This window comes from Polynucleobacter sp. 39-46-10, from assembly GCF_002282275.1.
The window spans coordinates 1-17,941 of the sequence record NZ_NCJB01000025.1 but is presented as its reverse complement, the minus strand read 5'-3'; the positions used below and the strand labels follow the sequence as shown (position 1 = coordinate 17,941).

The 17,941-nt window shown below is 47.0% G+C and carries 14 protein-coding genes and 1 tRNA gene; 9 read left to right on the top strand and 6 right to left on the bottom strand.

Translation table 11 applies throughout. The annotated features are described in order from the left end of the window. Window positions 1-150 precede the first annotated feature (150 nt). The 6 genes from B7X71_RS04145 (at window position 151) to nadB (ending at window position 9,845) form a co-directional block, all read left to right on the top strand. Window positions 151-456, top strand: a complete 306-nt coding sequence (locus tag B7X71_RS04145) for a YciI family protein (RefSeq protein ID WP_293597541.1) — start codon at window positions 151-153, stop codon at window positions 454-456. A gap of 42 nt (window positions 457-498) precedes the next feature. Beyond that, window positions 499-2,904: a DUF748 domain-containing protein gene (locus B7X71_RS04140; RefSeq protein ID WP_293597540.1), complete on the top strand. Its 2,406-nt coding sequence runs from the start codon at window positions 499-501 to the stop codon at window positions 2,902-2,904. Between the two features lie 9 nt (window positions 2,905-2,913). Continuing rightward, window positions 2,914-3,138: a hypothetical protein gene (locus tag B7X71_RS04135; RefSeq protein WP_293597539.1), complete on the top strand. Its 225-nt coding sequence runs from the start codon at window positions 2,914-2,916 to the stop codon at window positions 3,136-3,138. Window positions 3,139-3,338: 200 nt separating this feature from the next. After that, window positions 3,339-5,138, top strand: coding sequence for an NAD(P)H-dependent oxidoreductase subunit E (locus B7X71_RS04130; RefSeq protein WP_293597538.1), 1,800 nt, complete (start codon window positions 3,339-3,341; stop codon window positions 5,136-5,138). A gap of 44 nt (window positions 5,139-5,182) precedes the next feature. Next, complete coding sequence (fdhF, locus tag B7X71_RS04125) at window positions 5,183-8,074, top strand: formate dehydrogenase subunit alpha (protein ID WP_293597537.1); 2,892 nt, start codon at window positions 5,183-5,185, stop codon at window positions 8,072-8,074. Between the two features lie 109 nt (window positions 8,075-8,183). After that, window positions 8,184-9,845 (top strand): L-aspartate oxidase, encoded by a 1,662-nt coding sequence (gene nadB / locus B7X71_RS04120; protein ID WP_293597536.1) that lies wholly within the window; start codon window positions 8,184-8,186, stop codon window positions 9,843-9,845. A gap of 10 nt (window positions 9,846-9,855) precedes the next feature. Here the strand turns inward: nadB and nadC are convergent, their stop codons facing one another. The 4 genes from nadC to pgi are packed head-to-tail and all read right to left on the bottom strand — an operon-like array spanning window position 9,856 to window position 14,830. After that, window positions 9,856-10,713, bottom strand: a complete 858-nt coding sequence (gene nadC, locus B7X71_RS04115) for a carboxylating nicotinate-nucleotide diphosphorylase (RefSeq protein ID WP_293597535.1) — start codon at window positions 10,711-10,713, stop codon at window positions 9,856-9,858. Window positions 10,714-10,725: 12 nt separating this feature from the next. After that, complete coding sequence (nadA, locus tag B7X71_RS04110) at window positions 10,726-11,853, bottom strand: quinolinate synthase NadA (RefSeq protein WP_293597534.1); 1,128 nt, start codon at window positions 11,851-11,853, stop codon at window positions 10,726-10,728. A 50-nt stretch (window positions 11,854-11,903) separates the two neighbouring features. Beyond that, on the bottom strand, window positions 11,904-13,289 hold the full coding sequence (locus tag B7X71_RS04105; protein WP_293597533.1) for a phosphomannomutase/phosphoglucomutase: 1,386 nt from the start codon (window positions 13,287-13,289) through the stop codon (window positions 11,904-11,906). 44 nt (window positions 13,290-13,333) lie between these two features. Next, window positions 13,334-14,830: a glucose-6-phosphate isomerase gene (gene pgi / locus B7X71_RS04100; RefSeq protein ID WP_293597532.1), complete on the bottom strand. Its 1,497-nt coding sequence runs from the start codon at window positions 14,828-14,830 to the stop codon at window positions 13,334-13,336. Between the two features lie 140 nt (window positions 14,831-14,970). On the opposite strand from pgi, the gene B7X71_RS04095 reads away from it, so the two are divergent. After that, window positions 14,971-16,107, top strand: a complete 1,137-nt coding sequence (locus B7X71_RS04095) for an NAD(P)/FAD-dependent oxidoreductase (protein WP_293597531.1) — start codon at window positions 14,971-14,973, stop codon at window positions 16,105-16,107. A gap of 16 nt (window positions 16,108-16,123) precedes the next feature. After that, a tRNA-Ser gene (locus B7X71_RS04090) sits at window positions 16,124-16,213 on the top strand. A gap of 112 nt (window positions 16,214-16,325) precedes the next feature. Here the strand turns inward: B7X71_RS04090 and B7X71_RS04085 are convergent. Both B7X71_RS04085 and B7X71_RS04080 read right to left on the bottom strand, forming a co-directional pair. Then, a complete protein-coding gene (locus B7X71_RS04085; protein WP_293597530.1) occupies window positions 16,326-16,628 on the bottom strand; it encodes a hypothetical protein in 303 nt (100 codons plus the stop codon). Between the two features lie 58 nt (window positions 16,629-16,686). Then, window positions 16,687-16,896: an AlpA family phage regulatory protein gene (locus tag B7X71_RS04080; protein ID WP_293597529.1), complete on the bottom strand. Its 210-nt coding sequence runs from the start codon at window positions 16,894-16,896 to the stop codon at window positions 16,687-16,689. Between the two features lie 119 nt (window positions 16,897-17,015). Between B7X71_RS04080 and B7X71_RS04075 the strand changes: the two genes are divergently transcribed. Then, window positions 17,016-17,840 (top strand): hypothetical protein, encoded by an 825-nt coding sequence (locus B7X71_RS04075; protein ID WP_293597528.1) that lies wholly within the window; start codon window positions 17,016-17,018, stop codon window positions 17,838-17,840. Window positions 17,841-17,941: the final 101 nt, after the last annotated feature.

Here is a 17,941-nt window from a genome sequence, read left to right as displayed (position 1 = left end):
TGGAGTTTGAACTCCGTACTGTATTTGCTCATAAAACAAAACCCCCTTGGTTGGACATAAGGTCCAACTTTTGGGGGTCAGTTCACGAAGGCGGTTTTTCTTTTTCCGCTTGCCGTAAGATCTAGGTATTCAAGTCAAACAGGAGAAACTATGATCTTCGCCATCCTCTTAATGGATCGTCCCGGTACAGCAGAATTGCGCATTCAGGTGCGGCCGGAGCATCGCGCCTATTTAGGTAAGCTTGCAGACAAGATGGCCTTTGCCGGTCCCTTGACATCAGAGGATGGCAAGACCACAGTGGGTAGTTTGCTAGTAATGGATTTTCCTAGCAAGGTAGATGTCGAGGCTTGGTTGGCAGATGAGCCATTCACAAAAGCGGGCGTCTATGAAGAGCCAGTTATTCATGCATTTAATAATGGATGGACGCAAAAGGTCGGATTTCCGCCAGTAGCCTAAATCGAGTTTTATATTCCCTTTAAGGCTGGAATTACTACACAAATGATTTCTTTTAATCTTTCAATCATACGAACCTACATACTCCGAATTACCGGAGGCTTTCTTGCACTCACTTTTGTATTCTGGAGTGCTTGTCACCTTTGGGCCCCTGGTGCCATCAAGAATGCAGCTGAGTCTTATGGCCAAAAGATTGGTTATGAGATCGCCTATCAAGATCTCCGTATTTCCCCTTTAAGGTTACGTGTTGAGCTGGATGGCTTGAAGTTGGTCGATAGACAGCAAGGACAGTTGCTTAAGCTTAAGAAGGCAGTGGTGATGCTGAAGTGGACCCACCTCATGACTGGGGAAATGGGGTTTGATGAGATTCTTTTGTATGAGCCCAGCATCAAGCTCGAAAAGCATGCGACTAAAGGAAGTGCGAGCCAATGGAATTGGCAGGAATTGATTGCTGCTATTACACGCAATCTACCCCCAGAAGATTTAACTACGCCCAAGAAGAGCATCAAAATATCAATCGATGAATTTAAGGTTTCTAATGGCTCATTTGAGCTGTTGGACCCTAATAAAAATTTCCATGAGCGATTTCAGTCACTCTCTATCGAGCTGCGTGATATTGCGAACTACGATAAACAGGGTGATGTGAATGGTGTGCGTGGCCAGTATGGCCTCAATCTCGGTGCACTGAGTTTTACTTTGCCCGGTTTTGATAAAAAGATTGCCTTTAAACGTCTTGCTATTAAGGGTGCATTAGATAATCCTGCGCCAGATACCTTAGGTGCTCAGATTAACTTAGAGATTGATGATGGGCGGATAAGCTCACATTGGGATTTCAAATCCGATAAATCAATTGCGGCCAGAGTCCAGGTAGACAATCTTTCAATCGCACCTTTGATCGCATTGCTTCCGGCTAATAAGGAGCTGTTAACTCAGGGCGGAGTGATTCAGTCTGCTTTAGACATCAGCCTGAAGGGTGATGAGCTGGCTGTGTCAGGAGATTTGCATTTACTGGGCTTGGATTTACTTGAGCAGGGGCAAAAGCAATCGCTCATAAGATGGAGTGATGGTGATGTAAGTCGATTTATTTTTAAGCGCTCAAAAAGTGCTGGCTCAAGTCTGAGTATTGAGGAATTAACGGTTTCTCAACCGGCGCTTCAGTTCGAAATTGATGAAAAAGGTTTTTCCAATTTCAAGCGTTTATTTTCCAAACCGGAGGGCGAGCTTGCGGGGGTAGATAAGTCGCCTGAAGATGTAAAAGAAAAAAAATCATTTTCTCTGAATATTAAGGCATTGAAGCTGCGCGGTGGTGAAGTGTCATTTTCTGACTTAGCCATGAAGCCTAATTTCAAAGTGAACTTGAGAAAGTTCAATGCTAGCTTTGCCAATGTCAATAATCTACATGGACATTCAACGGCAATGACTATGGATGGAGTTCTGGCCGAGTCTGGGTCACTCCGCGGTAAGGGGCAGATTGCATTTGATGATCCTCGACGTAATAACGATGTGACACTCACTTTTAAAAATGTTCCGCTCAATGCCTTCAATCCTGCTGCCATGACCTTTGCAGGCTATCAAATTGCTAGCGGTAGGGTGAACTTAAATTTGCATTACAGCGCCAAGGATGGCGAGCTCAAGGGCGGGAATCAGATTGTGATTAAGAAGATTGAGCTTGGTGAAGAGGTTGCTGATTTTCAGGGAAAAAAATTGCCTTTGGGTTTAGCGATTGCAGTGCTTGAAGATTCCGACGATACGATTGACGTTACCATTAATATTGCCGGCAATGTGGACTCGCCAGAGTTCAGCGCAAGTGGCCTGGTGTGGCAGGCAATCAGCAACGTATTAACTAATGTCGCAACTGCACCATTTAGAGCTCTGGGCGCGCTTCTTGGCATGGGTGCTAACGATGGGGTAAATGCAGTTTTGGGGGAAGCCTTGTTTTTGCCGCCTGATCAAGACCGCCTGGAGAAGTTTGGTGATTTTTTAGCGAAGAAGCCTCATGCGACACTAGAGCTCGCAGGAACTTATGACCCCAATGCAGACAAAGTTGCCTTAGCTCGTGCGACTGCAGATCGCGCCATTCTGAAGGCGGCTGGGGTGAATGTGTCCCCCAATGATTTCATTCCAACACTAGATTTTTCTGATGCCAAGGTGCAGTCTGGCCTGAAATCCGCTTATGCCGAATATGTCGGCAGAATCAAATTGGGCCAACGTTTAATTACCCTTCCAGAGGGTGTTGCGCGTAACGAGCAGTTACACACAGAGCTCATTGCTAGTATCCCTGTGACGGATGAAGACCTGAGAACTTTGGCTAAAAATCGGGCTAAGCTAGCTTCGGATTTCATGGTGAAAAGTAATCCCGCCCTCAAGGATCGAATTAACTTGGGTGAAGTCAAGATTGTCAGCGCAGGGAAGGAGGGCGTTCCCCTCGAAGTCGAGCTCAGAATCAAGTAGACTTGGGGTATGAATTCACCTACATTGCGTCCCTTAGCCATTTTTGCCTCTATTGTTGCCATTGCCTTATCTGGATGCAACTCAATCGAGTCGGCAGCCCAAGATGATTGCACCTCTATTGGCTGGCAAATTGGCAGCAAGGGCTATAACGAGTGCTATAAGGCGCGTGTTTATGAGCGTAAGTTGGACTACTCTCTCCCACCTGGCGACAAGCCATCCCCATCAGTTATTTAACCTAGGGTTTACCCTTAATAAATTCACTTGAGCTCCGTCAAGGACTTGAGTGTAGAAATAACCCAAAATCGATCATGATTTTGGGAATTCCCTATTTAGGTGAGGCAAAGCATTTCTCGCTAATTGGGGCATTCTCAAGCGAGATTGAAGACACATCAAAACAGCAACATTATTGCGATTAGAAATTAGAGACTATTACTATGAATCACCCAAAACCCTCTGGCGAAATCAAAGCTGTTGCCGTGGCAACTGCAGATGATTTAAGGGAAACCATTCGTCGCAAAAGCAAACTCAAGGGACGTCAAGCGGATGATGTGTCCTTGGCAGAGGTTCGCCAGTTAATTGGTGCTGCAGCGGAACGTCGCGATTTACTCATTGAAAATTTACACAAGCTGAATGATGAATATCGCGCTTTGCATGATCGTCATTTAGTTGCCCTCGCAAAAGAAATGAATTTACCGATGGCTGAGGTTTATGAAGTAGCTACTTTCTATCACCACTTTGAAGTAGTGCGTGGCAATGATCCGGTTGCAGATATCACCTTGCGTGTATGTGATGGTATCGCTTGCGAACTGGCTGGTGCGCAAAATCTATTGGCAAAGTTGCCGGCAATTTTAGGTAACCCAAAGATTAAGGTGGAGGCTGCACCATGCGTGGGTCGTTGTGAGCAGGCTCCAGTAGCGGTTGTGCATCAGTACCCAGTGTTATTTGCAACCACCGACAAAGTTGTCGCTGCTGTCAAAAATAATTTGACAACTCAGCCAATGGCCAAAGACAGTGCGAATTTTGATCCTGCAGCCTTGGCTGAAAAGGGTGTCTCTCCTCAGGGTGAAAATCAAGCTCTTTCGCCTGATTATGTGGGTTATGAATCTTATCGCGCACAAGGTGGTTACGCTTTAGCCAAAGAAATTATTGATGGCAAGAAGGATGCCGAAAGCATCATCAAGGCCATGGAAAACTCTGGCCTTCGTGGTCTCGGTGGCGCGGGTTTCCCAGCAGGGCGTAAGTGGCGGATTGTGAAAGATCAACCTGCTCCTAAGTTGATGGCAGTGAATATTGACGAAGGTGAGCCAGGTACATTTAAAGACCGCACTTATTTAGAACGTGATCCGCATCGCTTCTTAGAGGGTTTGTTAATTGCAGCCAATGTAGTTGGTGTTGATGCTTGCTATATTTATTTGCGTGATGAGTACCACGGTTGCCGCGAATTACTCGAAGTAGAGCTAGCTAAGCTGATTGCAAATCCGCCATTTAAATTGCCGCTGATTGAGTTACGTCGTGGTGCGGGCGCTTATATCTGCGGTGAAGAATCTGCCATGATTGAAAGCATCGAAGGTAAGCGTGGCGAACCCCGCATGCGCCCCCCATATATTGCGCAGGTCGGATTATTTGGTCGTCCAACGCTCGAACATAACTTCGAGACGCTCTATTGGGTACGTGACATTGTTCAGCGTGGCCCTGAGTGGTTTAGCTCTTTTGGTCGCCATGATCGCAAAGGCTTACGAAGCTTCAGCGTTAGCGGGCGCGTCAAGAACCCCGGTGTGAAGTTGGCCCCAGCCGGTATCACGATTCAGGAATTGATTGACGAGTATTGTGGCGGCATGCAAGATGGTCACAAGTTCTACGGCTACCTACCTGGTGGCGCATCAGGTGGCATCTTGCCAGCAACCATGAATGACATTCCGCTGGACTTTGATACCTTGCAGCCTTATGGCTGTTTCATTGGCTCTGCTGCGGTGATGGTGTTTGGTGATAAAGACAAGGCGCGCGATATGGCACTTAATGTCATGCACTTTTTTGAGCACGAGAGTTGTGGTCAATGTACGCCATGTCGTGTAGGCACTAGCAAGGCTGCCAAGTTAATGCAGTCGCCATCTTGGGATCAAGACACTTTAGAAGACTTGGCAACTGTAATGGTTGATGCTTCTATCTGTGGCCTAGGTCAAGCTGCACCCAATCCGATTCGTTGCATTGCTAAATATTTCCCAGAAGAAGTTTAATAAGGAAGTTGCTTAATAAAAGAATAGGGAATAACGAGACAAATATGAACGCACCAGTAAATCCTAAAGAGCTTGAATTGCAAACCGTTGAGTTCAAACTAGACGGGCAAACCATCGTTTCTTACGAAGGCGAGACTATTCTCAAAGCGGCCAAACGACATGGTATTGATATTCCGCATCTGTGTTTCAAAGACGGCTACCGTCCCGATGGTAACTGTCGCGCTTGCGTTGTAGAGATTAATGGCGAACGCACGTTGGCGCCAAGTTGCTGCCGTAGCGCTACTCCAGGAATGGATGTCAAAGCGAATAGCGAGCGTGCACTGAAGAGTCAAAAGCTGGTACTCGAGATGTTGCTGTCCGATATGCCTGACGAAGGATTTAAATGGGTAGGTGACAGTAAAGAAGAAGAGCAAAAAAATCAACATGGCGAGCTCAGCACCTGGGCTGCCCGCATGGATGTCACAGTACGTCCAGAGCTCAAGGCATTGCGCCGTGAAAAAGTCAGCAATGACGTATCTCACCCAGCGATGGCCGTGAACTTAGATGCTTGTATTCAATGTAATCGTTGCGTGCGCGCTTGTCGTGAAGAACAGGTGAATGATGTGATCGGCTACGCAATGCGTGGCGCTCATAGCGAGATCGTATTTGATTTGAATGACCCTATGGGTGACAGTACTTGCGTTGCTTGTGGCGAGTGTGTACAGGCTTGTCCAACAGGTGCGTTAATGCCTAAGGGATTGATCGGCTCACAAACCGTGGATCGCAAAGTGGATTCAGTATGTCCTTTCTGCGGCGTCGGTTGCCAAATTACTTACAACGTTAAAGATGAAAAGATTGTCAGTGTTGAGGGTCGCGATGGCCCAGCCAACCACAACCGCCTTTGTGTTAAAGGTCGCTTTGGTATGGACTACATCCACAATCCACAGCGCTTAACCAAGCCGCTGATTCGTAAAGCAGGTGTTGCTAAAGATGAGGCCTTGCTTGAAGGCAAGCAAGATTGGTCTGAGATCTTCCGTGAAGCGACGTGGGAAGAGGCTCTAGAAGTTGCTGGTGGCGGCCTTAAAAAGTTGAAAGATCAATACGGCAATAAAGTGTTAGCTGGATTCGGTTCTGCAAAAGGCAGTAACGAAGAAGCCTACTTATTCCAAAAATTGGTACGCACTGGTTTTGGTAGCAATAACGTTGACCATTGCACCCGTCTTTGCCATGCATCATCTGTCGCTGCTCTGTTAGAGGGTGTTGGTTCTGGCGCAGTAAGTAATCAAGTAAACGATGTTGAGCACTCAAGCCTTATTTTCTTGATCGGCTCAAACCCAACAGCAAACCATCCCGTTGCTGCTACCTGGTTTAAGAACGCTGCTAAACGCGGTGCAAAAATTGTATTGTGTGATCCACGTGCGACCGAAATCAGTAAACATGCCTGGCGCACGATGCAGTTCAAGCCAGATACTGACGTTGCCATGCTCAATGCGATGATCTTTACGATCATTGAAGAAGGTCTTGCTGATAAAGAATTTATTGCCAATCGCGCCAATAACTTTGAGGCTCTCAAAGAAAATATCAAGGGCTACAGCCCTGAAGCAATGGCGCCACTCTGCGGTATTCCTGCGGAAACATTGCGTGAAGTGGCTAGAGAATTTGCTACAACTAAATCTGCCATGATTTTGTGGGGCATGGGTGTCAGCCAGCACGTTCACGGCACTGACAATGCTCGTTGCTTAATTGCCTTGGTGAGTATTACCGGTCAAATTGGTAAACCTGGATCTGGCTTGCATCCACTGCGTGGACAAAATAACGTTCAGGGTGCTAGTGATGCGGGATTAATTCCGATGATGTTCCCGAACTACCAACGCGTTGACAATCCAGAAGCGCACGCGTGGTTTGAGAAATTCTGGGATACCCCATTAGATAAGAAGCCTGGCTATACCGTTGTAGAGATCATGCATAAGATCACTGCGCCGGACAGTGATCCAGACAAGATTCGTGGCATGTATGTCGAGGGCGAGAACCCTGCGATGAGTGACCCTGATTTGAATCATGCACGTCATGCTTTAGCTGCCTTAGATCTGTTGGTTGTGCAAGATATCTTCATGACTGAGACCGCACTCTTGGCAGACGTAGTATTGCCAGCAAGTGCATGGCCAGAGAAGGTTGGTACTGCTAGCAATACGGATCGTATGGTTCAGATGGGCAAGAAAGCCATCAATCCTCCTGGAGATGCCAGACCTGATTTGTGGATCATTCAGCAAATTGCGAAGCGCATGGGCTTGAACTGGAACTACCAAGGTCCGGATGATGGTGTTGCAGAGGTTTATGATGAAATGCGTCAAGCAATGCATGCGGCCATTAACGGTATTACTTGGGAGCGCCTAGAAAAAGAATCCAGCGTGACATACCCATGCTTGTCTGCGGAAGACCCAGGTCGTCCAATTGTGTTTAACGACAAGTTTGATACTAAAGATGGCAGAGTGAAGTTGGTACCAGCCGATATCATCCCTGCGAATGAGCGCCCAGATGCGGAGTATCCATTTGTGCTGATTACAGGTCGTCAGCTAGAGCATTGGCATACCGGCAGTATGACTCGCCGCGCAACCGTCTTGGACGCGATCGAGCCAATGGCTACTGTGTCAATGCATGGCGAGGATATGACTCAGTTGGGCGTTTCAGCTGGCGATGTCATTACCGTTCAGTCACGTCGTGGCGAAGTAGGGATTCATGTGCGTAGAGATGATGGCACTCCACGTGGCGTGATCTTTATTCCATTCGCTTACTATGAAGCTGCAGCCAACTTAATCACCAACCCTGCCTTAGACCCGTTTGGCAAGATTCCGGAATTTAAGTACTGCGCAGTCAAGCTAGCTAAAGGTGGTCAGGCTGCTGCAGTGATGGGTTATGGTACTAATGATCCTGAGAGACAGAAAGCGACGGTAAGTTAATTCGTTGCTTAACTTAGTCTAATTCAACAAAGCCCCTGAAATAGGGGCTTTGTTGTTCTGATGACATAAAAGTACCCAAATAATGATTGGCCTTTAGAATTGATCTTCTATGGCCAGTTTAAAACCCCAAACTTCAGTAGCTAATCCCAAAGCAGAATTACCTGTCCTCATTATTGGAGCCGGGTTAGCCGGTTTAACCGTTGCTCTGCACATGGCGGAGACACAGCCAGTCATTGTGATGGCTAAGCGTGGTCTGGGTGAGGCTGCAACTGCCTGGGCGCAGGGTGGCATTGTTGGGGTGGTTGATAAAGAGCATGACAGTATTGATGCTCATGTCGCCGACACACTAGATGCAGGCGCAGGCCTTGTAGTGGAATCAACTGCACGTTACATTGCCGAAGAAAGTGCTGAAGCGATTCGTTGGCTGGTTGAGCAGGGCGTTCCGTTTACTGCTGATGAAACTGGTCCGATGGGTTTGCACCTCACGCGTGAAGGCGGTCATAGTCAACGTCGCATTGCGCACGTTGCCGATGCAACTGGTAAAGCCATTCATGAGGTATTGCTCGATAAGGCAAGAGCCCATAAAAATATTCAGCTACTAGAGCATTGGATTGCTTTAGATTTGATTACCAATCGTCACTTAGATGCCAAGACGCAACGTACCAAACCGAACCGTTGCTATGGTGTGTATGCGCTCGATATTAAAAATAATCGCGTAGAAACAATTGAAGCTAAGTCAGTGGTATTGGCTACTGGTGGCGTCGGTAAAGTCTATCGCTACACCAGCAACCCAGACACTGCTACTGGCGATGGTATTGCCATGGCCTGGCGTGCGGGTTGCCGCGTCGGTAATATGGAGTTTATTCAGTTTCATCCAACGTGCCTTTATCACCCCAGTGACAGAACCTTTTTGATTACTGAGGCAATGCGGGGTGAGGGTGGCTTACTCAAGCTGCCAAACGGCACTCGCTTTATGCCTGAACATGATGAGCGCAATGAGTTAGCTCCTCGTGACATTGTTGCTAGGGCAATCGACTTTGAGATGAAGAAGCACGGCTTAGATTACGTGCATCTGGATGCCACTCATTTAGGCGAAGCATTTATTAAAGAGCATTTCCCGATGATCTATGCGCGTTGCATGACTTTGGGTCTAGATATCACTAAAGAGCCTATCCCAGTCGTACCCGCAGCGCATTACACCTGTGGTGGTGTTGTAACGGATCTCAAAGGAAAAACAGACTTGCCAGGCTTATATGCAGTAGGTGAGGCGACCTATACGGGGCTTCATGGTGCCAATCGCTTGGCCAGCAACTCCCTGTTGGAGTGCGTAGTGATTGGTAAAGCTGCTGCTCAGGATATCTCGTCACTCAAGACTCCGGCGATGCCCAGTTTGCCCTTATGGGATGAGAGTCAGGTTGAGGATGCGGATGAGCAGGTGGTCATTGCCCATAATTGGGATGAGCTACGTTCATTGATGTGGAACTACGTTGGCATTGTGAGAACCAATCGAAGACTGGAGCGTGCATTACACCGCATTAAGCTCCTCAGATATGAAGTACAAGAGTATTACGCGAACTTTAAAGTCACACGCGACCTCATTGAGCTGCGCAACCTCTTGGAATGTGCGGAACTGATCGTGAGATCGGCTCTCATGCGCAGAGAGAGCAGGGGATTGCATTACAGCCGCGATTACCCGGGGACTTGGGCCGTTTCTTATCCGACCATTCTGACGCCTCAAGCTGAGGGAAATTCTGAAGGCCCTGAAGCCTAAAAATGGATTGTTATGCGGATATTCTCATTGAGAAATCCACTGCCTTAATATCTTTAGTCAGCTTTCCGAGTGAGATGCGATCAACCCCAGTAGCGGCGATTGCACGCATCTGATCTAGGTCGATGCCACCAGAAGCCTCCAATAAAGCGCGACCATTAGTAAAGGCAACCGCCTCTTTCATTTGCTCGGTAGTGAAGTTATCAATCAGGATGCTCTTTGCCCCAGCATCCAAAGCCTCTTTCAATTCAGCAAAGTTCTCCACTTCCACCTGAATATCCACCCCAGAATTCAATGCTTGTGCCGCTTTCACTGCGGCTGCAACACCACCCGCAGCAGCAATGTGATTCTCTTTAATCAAGATGCCATGCCAAAGTGCAAGACGCTGGTTTTGGCCGCCACCGACACGGACTGCGTATTTCTGCGCTTGACGTAAGCCAGGAATCGTCTTGCGTGTATCGAGTACGGCGCAACCTTTAGGGTTTGGGCTAACGCCTGCAATGGCTTCAACGTGTTGACGCGCAATGCTTGCAGTCCAAGACAATGTCTGCAAGAAATTAATACAAGGACGCTCAGCAGACAGCAGGGCGCGAGAATTGGCTTCAATATCGCAAACCTTGGTATCAGACTTCATCAAGTCGCCCTCCAGGTAGTACCAAGTCACTTTTACTGCAGGATCGAGTTTCTTCAGGGTGCCCTCGAACCAATCTACCCCGCACAGAACAGCCTGCTCACGAACAATTAATTGAGCATGAACAGGTTTGCTAGGAACCAATTGCGCAGTCCAGTCGCACTTGCCAATGTCTTCCATTAGTGCATCGGCAATATTGCGTTGGCGGGCCTGCTCTAAGGTTTCGTTGTAATCAAACATAGTATCTTTTAATCAAGCAACGCCAATGTTCTTTACAAAGCCATGCTGCGCTCTTGCAAGCAGGTCAGGATGGTTCTGAGTGAAATCTAGCATGTGCTCAATACAGCCGAGAGCCTTAACTCGTACATCTTCCTCAATGAATATCTCACCAGAGGCATTCTCTAAGCAATCCAAAATTCCTTGCAAGCCATTCATGGCCATCCAAGGGCAGTGAGCACAGCTCTTACATGTCGCACTGTTGCCGGCAGTTGGAGCTTCGATCAATACTTTATTTGGTGCTAGTTGGCGCATGCGATGCAAGATGCCATTATCGGTAGCCACAATATATTCAGTAGCGCTACCTTCTACTACAGCCTTAATCATGGCTGAGGTAGATCCCACTACATCTGCTAAATCCACAACTCCTTGTGGGGATTCGGGGTGAACCAAAACCATGGCATTGGGATGTGCGGCCATCAACATTTCTAATTCAACTGCCTTAAATTCATCATGAACAATGCAGGCGCCATTCCACAACAACATATCAGCACCAGTCTGTTCTTGAATATAGCGACCTAAGTGACGATCAGGTGCCCACAGAATTTTCTTACCTTCAACTTTGAGTTGATGAACGATGGCTAAGGCACAAGAGCTTGTTACCATCCAGTCGGCTTGCGCTTTAACTGCAGCACTAGTATTGGCATAGACCACTACAGTGCGATCTGGATGCATTGCTCTAAATGTAGCAAAGTCAGTCGCTTCGCAGCCCAGGTCTAAAGAGCAGGTTGCTTCCAAATCTGGCATAAAGACGCGCTTCTCAGGACTCAGAATCTTGGCAGACTCACCCATAAAACGGACGCCAGCCACAATCAAATTTTTCGCAGAATGATTCTTACCAAAACGCGCCATCTCCAAAGAGTCGGCAACAAAGCCGCCGGTCTCCATAGCTAGATCCTGAATATCGCCATCTACATAGTAATGAGCCACCAATGCAGCATCTTTCTCGATTAGCAATTGCTTAATACGAGCAACAACTGCAGCTTTTTCAACCCCATGAAGTTGTGGGGGTGTTTTGGCCCAAGCTTGGGCGGTGCAGGTAGCCCCGGCAGCATTCTGCTGGGGGTAGTCAAAGGCGATAGGGGTGCTAGCAGTTGAAGTCATGAGTAATTTTATCTCTATTGCAGCAACTCATGAGGGCAGACCTTAGTTATTTAAAATGGCAACTTTGCTTCAGGCTTAGCTGCCAACAACACCGCCTTAAACTCTGCCTGAATACGCTTGATAGCCTCTTCACTATCTGCCTCAAAACGCATTACTACCACTGGAGTGGTATTAGATGGTCTAGCCAGACCAAAGCCATCGGCATATTCCACGCGGACACCATCAATGGTGTTGATAGATTCAGAAGTAGGGAACTTGGCATTTGCCTTAATAGTTTCGAGTAGTGCAAAAGGCTCACCTTCAGCACAAGCTAGCTGCAACTCTGGTGTACAGATCGCATTAGGCAAGTGATTAAGCGTGTCGCTCGGATTTTTCTCTTTACTGAGGATCTCTAACAAGCGTGCGCCGGTATACAGGCCATCATCAAACCCAAACCAACGATCCTTAAAGAAGATGTGGCCGCTCATCTCACCAGCAAGCGGCGCGCCAGTTTCTTTGAGCTTAGCCTTGACTAAAGAATGACCTGTTTTCCACATAATCGGTTCGCCACCATGTTCTTTTACATAGGTCGCTAGATTACGAGTGCACTTCACATCGTAAATAATTTGACCGCCAGGATTGCGTGAGAGAACATCTTTAGCAAAGAGCATCATTTGACGGTCAGGGAAAATCACTTGACCATCTTTAGTCACTACACCTAAGCGATCGGCATCCCCATCAAAGGCGAGACCTAATTCATTATCGGTAGTCTGGAGGTTTTTGATGAGATCTTGTAAGTTCTCAATATGAGCAGGATCTGGATGGTGGTTAGGAAAATGACCATCAACTTCACAGAACAGCTCTTGCACTTCACAACCCAGGGCTCTAAATAGCTTGCCCGCAAATGCACCACCAACACCATTCCCGCAATCCACAGCAATCTTCATAGGGCGAGCCAGCTTTACATCGCCAACGATATAGTTAATGTACATCGGGAAAATATCAAAGGTGCTACGTGTTCCTTGACCGGTCACAAATTGCTTGGTTTCAATGCGTTTACGTAAGTCCTGAATTTTTTCCCCGTAAATCGCCGCTGTTCCCAATACCATTTTGAAGCCGTTATAGTTCGGTGGGTTGTGGCTACCAGTAATCATGATGCCGGATTTCGGCGTTTTGCCATTAATGTTGTGATTGGCTGCAAAGTAGACCATTGGTGTAGCAACCATGCCGATATCAATCACATTAATACCGGTAGAGAGTAGCCCTTCTGTTAATGCCTCAATCAAGCTAGGACCAGATAGACGGCCATCTCGACCAATCACGATATCAGTCTCACCAAGCTCACGCATCTCAGTACCAAAAGCTTGGCCAATCAATTTGGCGATAGAGGGATCTAAAGTCTCATCAATAATGCCGCGGATATCGTAAGCCTTGAAAATCGATGGAGACAATTGCATTGCGGATCCTTCAGTAAAAAACCCAAATCTTGCTTGGGCGATAACTAGTTATTTGAATTTAATAGATTAATACGGGCAGCAGTAACGGCATCTATGTCTGCACTAGCAGCAATATCATTTTGATGACTTGCGAGGGCCTTCTCAATCGGCTTGGCTAGCACCTTACCGTATTCCACGCCAGGTTGATCAAAGCTATTGATATTCCACAATGCACCTAATGTGGCAGTGCGGTTCTCATACAAAGCGAGCAGGGCGCCAAGATAGAAAGCATTGAGCTTGGGCAGCAATAATAGATTGCTTGGGCGCTTACCTGGATACACGTCATTCGGGTTGCTTGCAGTTTTGCCATTCGCTAATGCTTGCGCCTGTGCCAAGCAATTGGAGAGCAGAATACGATGGTGCGCTAAAGCCTCAGGCCGATCGCTCATCGGTTCACGCACTGCGATGAAATCAATTGGAATGATTTCTGTACCCTGATGGAAAAGTTGGAAGTAGGAGTGCTGTGCATTACTACCCGCACTACCAAATACCACTGGTGAAGAATGTTTCACCGGCTTACCGTTGCGATCTACCCTCTTGCCATTACTTTCCATGTCAAGCTGTTGCAACCACTTTGGAAACCAGTCCAAGGCATCTGCATACGGAATGGCTGCATAGGCTTTGATATTGTGTTTCTCTTGCTGGTACAGCAAAGAGAGTGCCATGATGACTGGCAGATTTTGTTCTAGAGGTGCATTCTTAAAATGCAAATCCATTGCTTCAGCACCAGCCAAAAACTGCTTAAAGGTTTCAAAGCCATATTGCAGGGCAATCGGTAAACCTACTGCCGACCAGACAGAGTAGCGACCACCGACCCAATCCCAGAAGGGGAAGATGTTGTCTTCGCTGACACCAAATTCTTTTGCCGCTGGAATATTGGCGGTCACAGCATATAAGGCATGCTCAATTTGACTATGAGTGCAGCCGCTATCTTTAAGCCAGGCAACAACGGCTTTAGCATTCATAGAAGTTTCAAGAGTCGTGAATGACTTTGAGACCACAATCACGCGGGTGCTATGAGGCTGAGCGCGCGCCAAGATGCGCGCCAGCTCGGCAGTATCAATATTGGCCAAGAAATGCATCCGCATGCCGCGGCTTTCAATGCCTGGAACATGAGCTAAGGCTTCAATAGCTAGGCGAGGACCAAAGTCTGATCCACCAATACCAATGTGTATAACGTCAGTGATGCCAACCCATTTGTTGCACAGCGCTTCAATGCGATGCCAAACCTCAGAAACCTCCGGCATAACATCTTTGCCATCGATTAAAACTGGCGTTTTACTGAGATTGCGAAGTGCAGAATGCAGGGCGGGGCGATCCTCGCTATTGTTGATGTGTTTTCCAGCAAATAGATCTGCAATGAACTGCTCTAACTGAGATTTGCGAGCATTCGCAAACAACTTTGACCAAGTGCCGATATCTATACCCTGATAGGCGGTATCGAGCACCACATCCAGGGCAGAGTGAATACATTTGTTAGCTAATTGGGCTTGCATAGACATTGCTGGATTTTATCAATAAGGGCATCAAAATCCCCTTAAAACGCTGAAAATGTTACGATTTCATTAATAACAAGGCTTTAGCTGAGGCAAAAGTCATTACAAAATTGAGACATATCTGAAATCAGGTCAGGAATAGCAGAATGGAGCAGGTTGATTGCGTCGTAGTTGGCGCTGGAGTAGTTGGTTTAGCGGTGGCCCGGGAAATGGCCTTGCAGGGTCGAGAAACGATCTTGCTCGAGCGTGAGGATTCTTTTGGAACCATCAGCAGTGCTCGTAATAGTGAAGTCATTCACGCGGGGATTTATTACCCAAAAGATTCTCTCAAGGCCAAACTCTGCGTGGAAGGCAATCGCCTTCTGTATGAATACTGCCGCAGTCACCAAGTGAGTCATCGGGCGTATGGCAAGTTAATTGTTGCTGCAGATACTAGTCAGTTGGATGATCTGCAAGCCATTTTGTACAAAGCCCAAAAAAATCAAGTCCCTGATATCAGGATGATTTCTGGAGCGCAGGCTAAGACTTTAGAGTCACAGCTGCAGTGCGAGGCTGCGCTACTCTCAGGCTCCACAGGTGTAGTGGATAGCCACGGCTTAATGCTGTCCTTGCTTGGTGGTTTTGAGGATGCAGGCGGTATGGTTGCCTATCAATCTCCATTGCTCAGCGCTAAACCTATTGGCAGCAATGCCGAAGGCAGCTTTGAGCTCACGATTGGTGGCGCTGATGGCATGACCATTCAGACTAAGCTGCTGATTAATTGCGCGGGACTGAGTGCGCCAGCGTTAGCTCAAAAAATTGAAGGCCTCTCGAAAGATCTCATACCCAAAGCCTACTTTGCAAAAGGCAATTACTTCTCTTTATCTGGAAAATCGCCATTCAGTCATTTGATTTATCCGATACCCGAACCTGGCGGACTAGGTGTTCATCTGACCCTCGATATGGGTGGTCAGGCAAAGTTTGGTCCAGATGTGGAGTGGCTTGATATTGATGAGGAAAGCCAGATTAATTACACAGTCGATCCCAAGCGAGGAGAGGGTTTTTATGCAGCAGTAAGGCAGTATTGGCCAGGCCTCAAAGACGGTGCTCTGCAACCTGATTACTCTGGTGTCAGGGCCAAAATCGTCCCGCCAAATGCCCCAGCAGGAGACTTTTACTTTGAAGGACCCCGGCAGCATCAGCTCCAGGGCTTATTTAATCTGTATGGCTTTGAGTCCCCAGGTCTCACCTCTTGTTTGGCCATTGCCCAGCATTTAGAGGCGCAAATCAAAAGTTCTCTATAATCTAGGACTCAAATCAGGAAGAGTGGCAGAGCGGTTGAATGCACCAGTCTTGAAAACTGGCGAGGATGAAAGTCCTCCGTGAGTTCGAATCTCACCTCTTCCGCCACTTACGACACCAGAGCCCCAATAAACGGGGCTCTTCGTTTTTAAGGCTCCTCTACCCACCATCCCACCCACCACTAAAACATTGTCTGAATCTGGACTTGGTTAGAGGTCATTTAATTGTGGATTTCTCTACAGCGTTGGGCGAGATACTCATAAACGTCAAAACTAGGTACATTCTCGGCACCATTAATAACCGGCACATCCCCAAAGCTCAGAAAAGCTGTAACCAACTGCTCTGACTCAATGAGGGTATTTAAAGGCGACTGCAGGAAACCATCAACCACTTTCTTGCAGGCATCAATCGCATCATCAAGTTCCTCAAACTCCCCAATCCTAAGCCAAGGACTTTCACTTAGGAGGCTGCGATCGCTATAGACATCAACGCTAAATGACTTGTATAAATTATTTACTTGCATAGTCATCTCCTGAGTTTTCCGTAGGATACATAGCATAAGCTCAGGAGATAACCATTACTCAATTGGTGGATTGAACACTCCTCTCCCGAATAAATACCTGCACTTGCTCAATAGTCCAAAAGGAAGATCGACCGATTTTGATCGGCTTTGGAAACTCACCTTTCTGAACCATCAGCCAAAACTTAGATTTAGAAACTGGCATTACCTTCAATATTTGTGGAATTCTCATCAAGGTAATTGGTAGGATCTGAGGACTTGATTGACTCATCACCATCTTCTTAGCGGGCGCGTTTTGAATTTTTACGATATGCCTGCATAGTCATCTTTGCAGAACTCATTTTTGTGTATCCATACGAGCGATACAGACTGTATAAGCGAATTGCCATCATGAAATTTAATCTCCGTTTTACGTTTTGTTATGAATCGTTTTGTGTGCTGCTGAAGTACAATGTAATCCATGTACCAGCCGCTATGTCTGCTGTAGAGACAAAATCAGCACCACAAGCCCACGACCTGGGTGAACTATTGCCTGCACCAGTAGCTATTACTGTCGATACGCTTCCACAAGCCGAGATTCAAACTGAAACAGCAACAGAGCTCATCAAGCGGGCTTTGAACCCCCTACCTACGGATTCGAGCCCCGAAACCGATGGCAGCATCAACCCAGAAGCCTCTAGCAACATCAAATCCAAGAGAGGGTGTGAGCGTGTACAGAAGATCATTAATGAGAAGCGCGATCTAGAAAAGCGGGTTGAAGACTTGCAGGTTACAGTCACCAGCTTGCAAGATGTGATCCGTAAATATGAAGTAGAAAGCAAGTTGGTGGGCAATGTCATGACTCTGGCTGATGCCAAGAAAAAACCATCGTCATTGGTTTCAGATGCAAAGCTACAGATGCTCAATTTTTTAAATACTCGCTCAGATGAAATCGATCACATTGACAAGGCGATCTGCTTTAATAAATACATGTCAGATCCTTTTTATATGCAGGTGTTTGTGCAGAACAATCAGCCCGAGCAATGGCAGACCATGATTGAGTCCATTTATGAAGCAATTGAAAGGCCGGAGCCAAGTTTTGCAAATGCCAAACATAGCGTAGTTCGTGGTCTTCAGCCCATACGGGCGAGAACCTCTACCTTAGGTGCGCCACTAGCTAGTTCTGAAAACCCGATGGATCGAGTTGCGCAACATTTAGGCAATATGGGGATATAGATAGCTGTAAATTACATGCTACTTAAAATTAGTGGCATGTAGACAAAAATGTCTTTAGACAGCCAAATCACCTGATTTTGTCTACAAAACAGTCGATTAAT

Coding starts and splice junctions, on each gene's coding strand:
- B7X71_RS04085 (WP_293597530.1), bottom strand. CDS start 16,628: ATGCAAGTAAATAATTTATACAAGTCATTTAGCGTTGATGTCTATAGC.
- nadB (WP_293597536.1), top strand. CDS start 8,184: ATGGCCAGTTTAAAACCCCAAACTTCAGTAGCTAATCCCAAAGCAGAA.
- B7X71_RS04095 (WP_293597531.1), top strand. CDS start 14,971: ATGGAGCAGGTTGATTGCGTCGTAGTTGGCGCTGGAGTAGTTGGTTTA.
- B7X71_RS04140 (WP_293597540.1), top strand. CDS start 499: ATGATTTCTTTTAATCTTTCAATCATACGAACCTACATACTCCGAATT.
- nadA (WP_293597534.1), bottom strand. CDS start 11,853: ATGACTTCAACTGCTAGCACCCCTATCGCCTTTGACTACCCCCAGCAG.
- B7X71_RS04130 (WP_293597538.1), top strand. CDS start 3,339: ATGAATCACCCAAAACCCTCTGGCGAAATCAAAGCTGTTGCCGTGGCA.
- nadC (WP_293597535.1), bottom strand. CDS start 10,713: ATGTTTGATTACAACGAAACCTTAGAGCAGGCCCGCCAACGCAATATT.
- B7X71_RS04105 (WP_293597533.1), bottom strand. CDS start 13,289: ATGCAATTGTCTCCATCGATTTTCAAGGCTTACGATATCCGCGGCATT.
- pgi (WP_293597532.1), bottom strand. CDS start 14,830: ATGTCTATGCAAGCCCAATTAGCTAACAAATGTATTCACTCTGCCCTG.
- B7X71_RS04080 (WP_293597529.1), bottom strand. CDS start 16,896: ATGAGTCAATCAAGTCCTCAGATCCTACCAATTACCTTGATGAGAATT.
- B7X71_RS04145 (WP_293597541.1), top strand. CDS start 151: ATGATCTTCGCCATCCTCTTAATGGATCGTCCCGGTACAGCAGAATTG.
- B7X71_RS04135 (WP_293597539.1), top strand. CDS start 2,914: ATGAATTCACCTACATTGCGTCCCTTAGCCATTTTTGCCTCTATTGTT.
- fdhF (WP_293597537.1), top strand. CDS start 5,183: ATGAACGCACCAGTAAATCCTAAAGAGCTTGAATTGCAAACCGTTGAG.
- B7X71_RS04075 (WP_293597528.1), top strand. CDS start 17,016: ATGAAATTTAATCTCCGTTTTACGTTTTGTTATGAATCGTTTTGTGTG.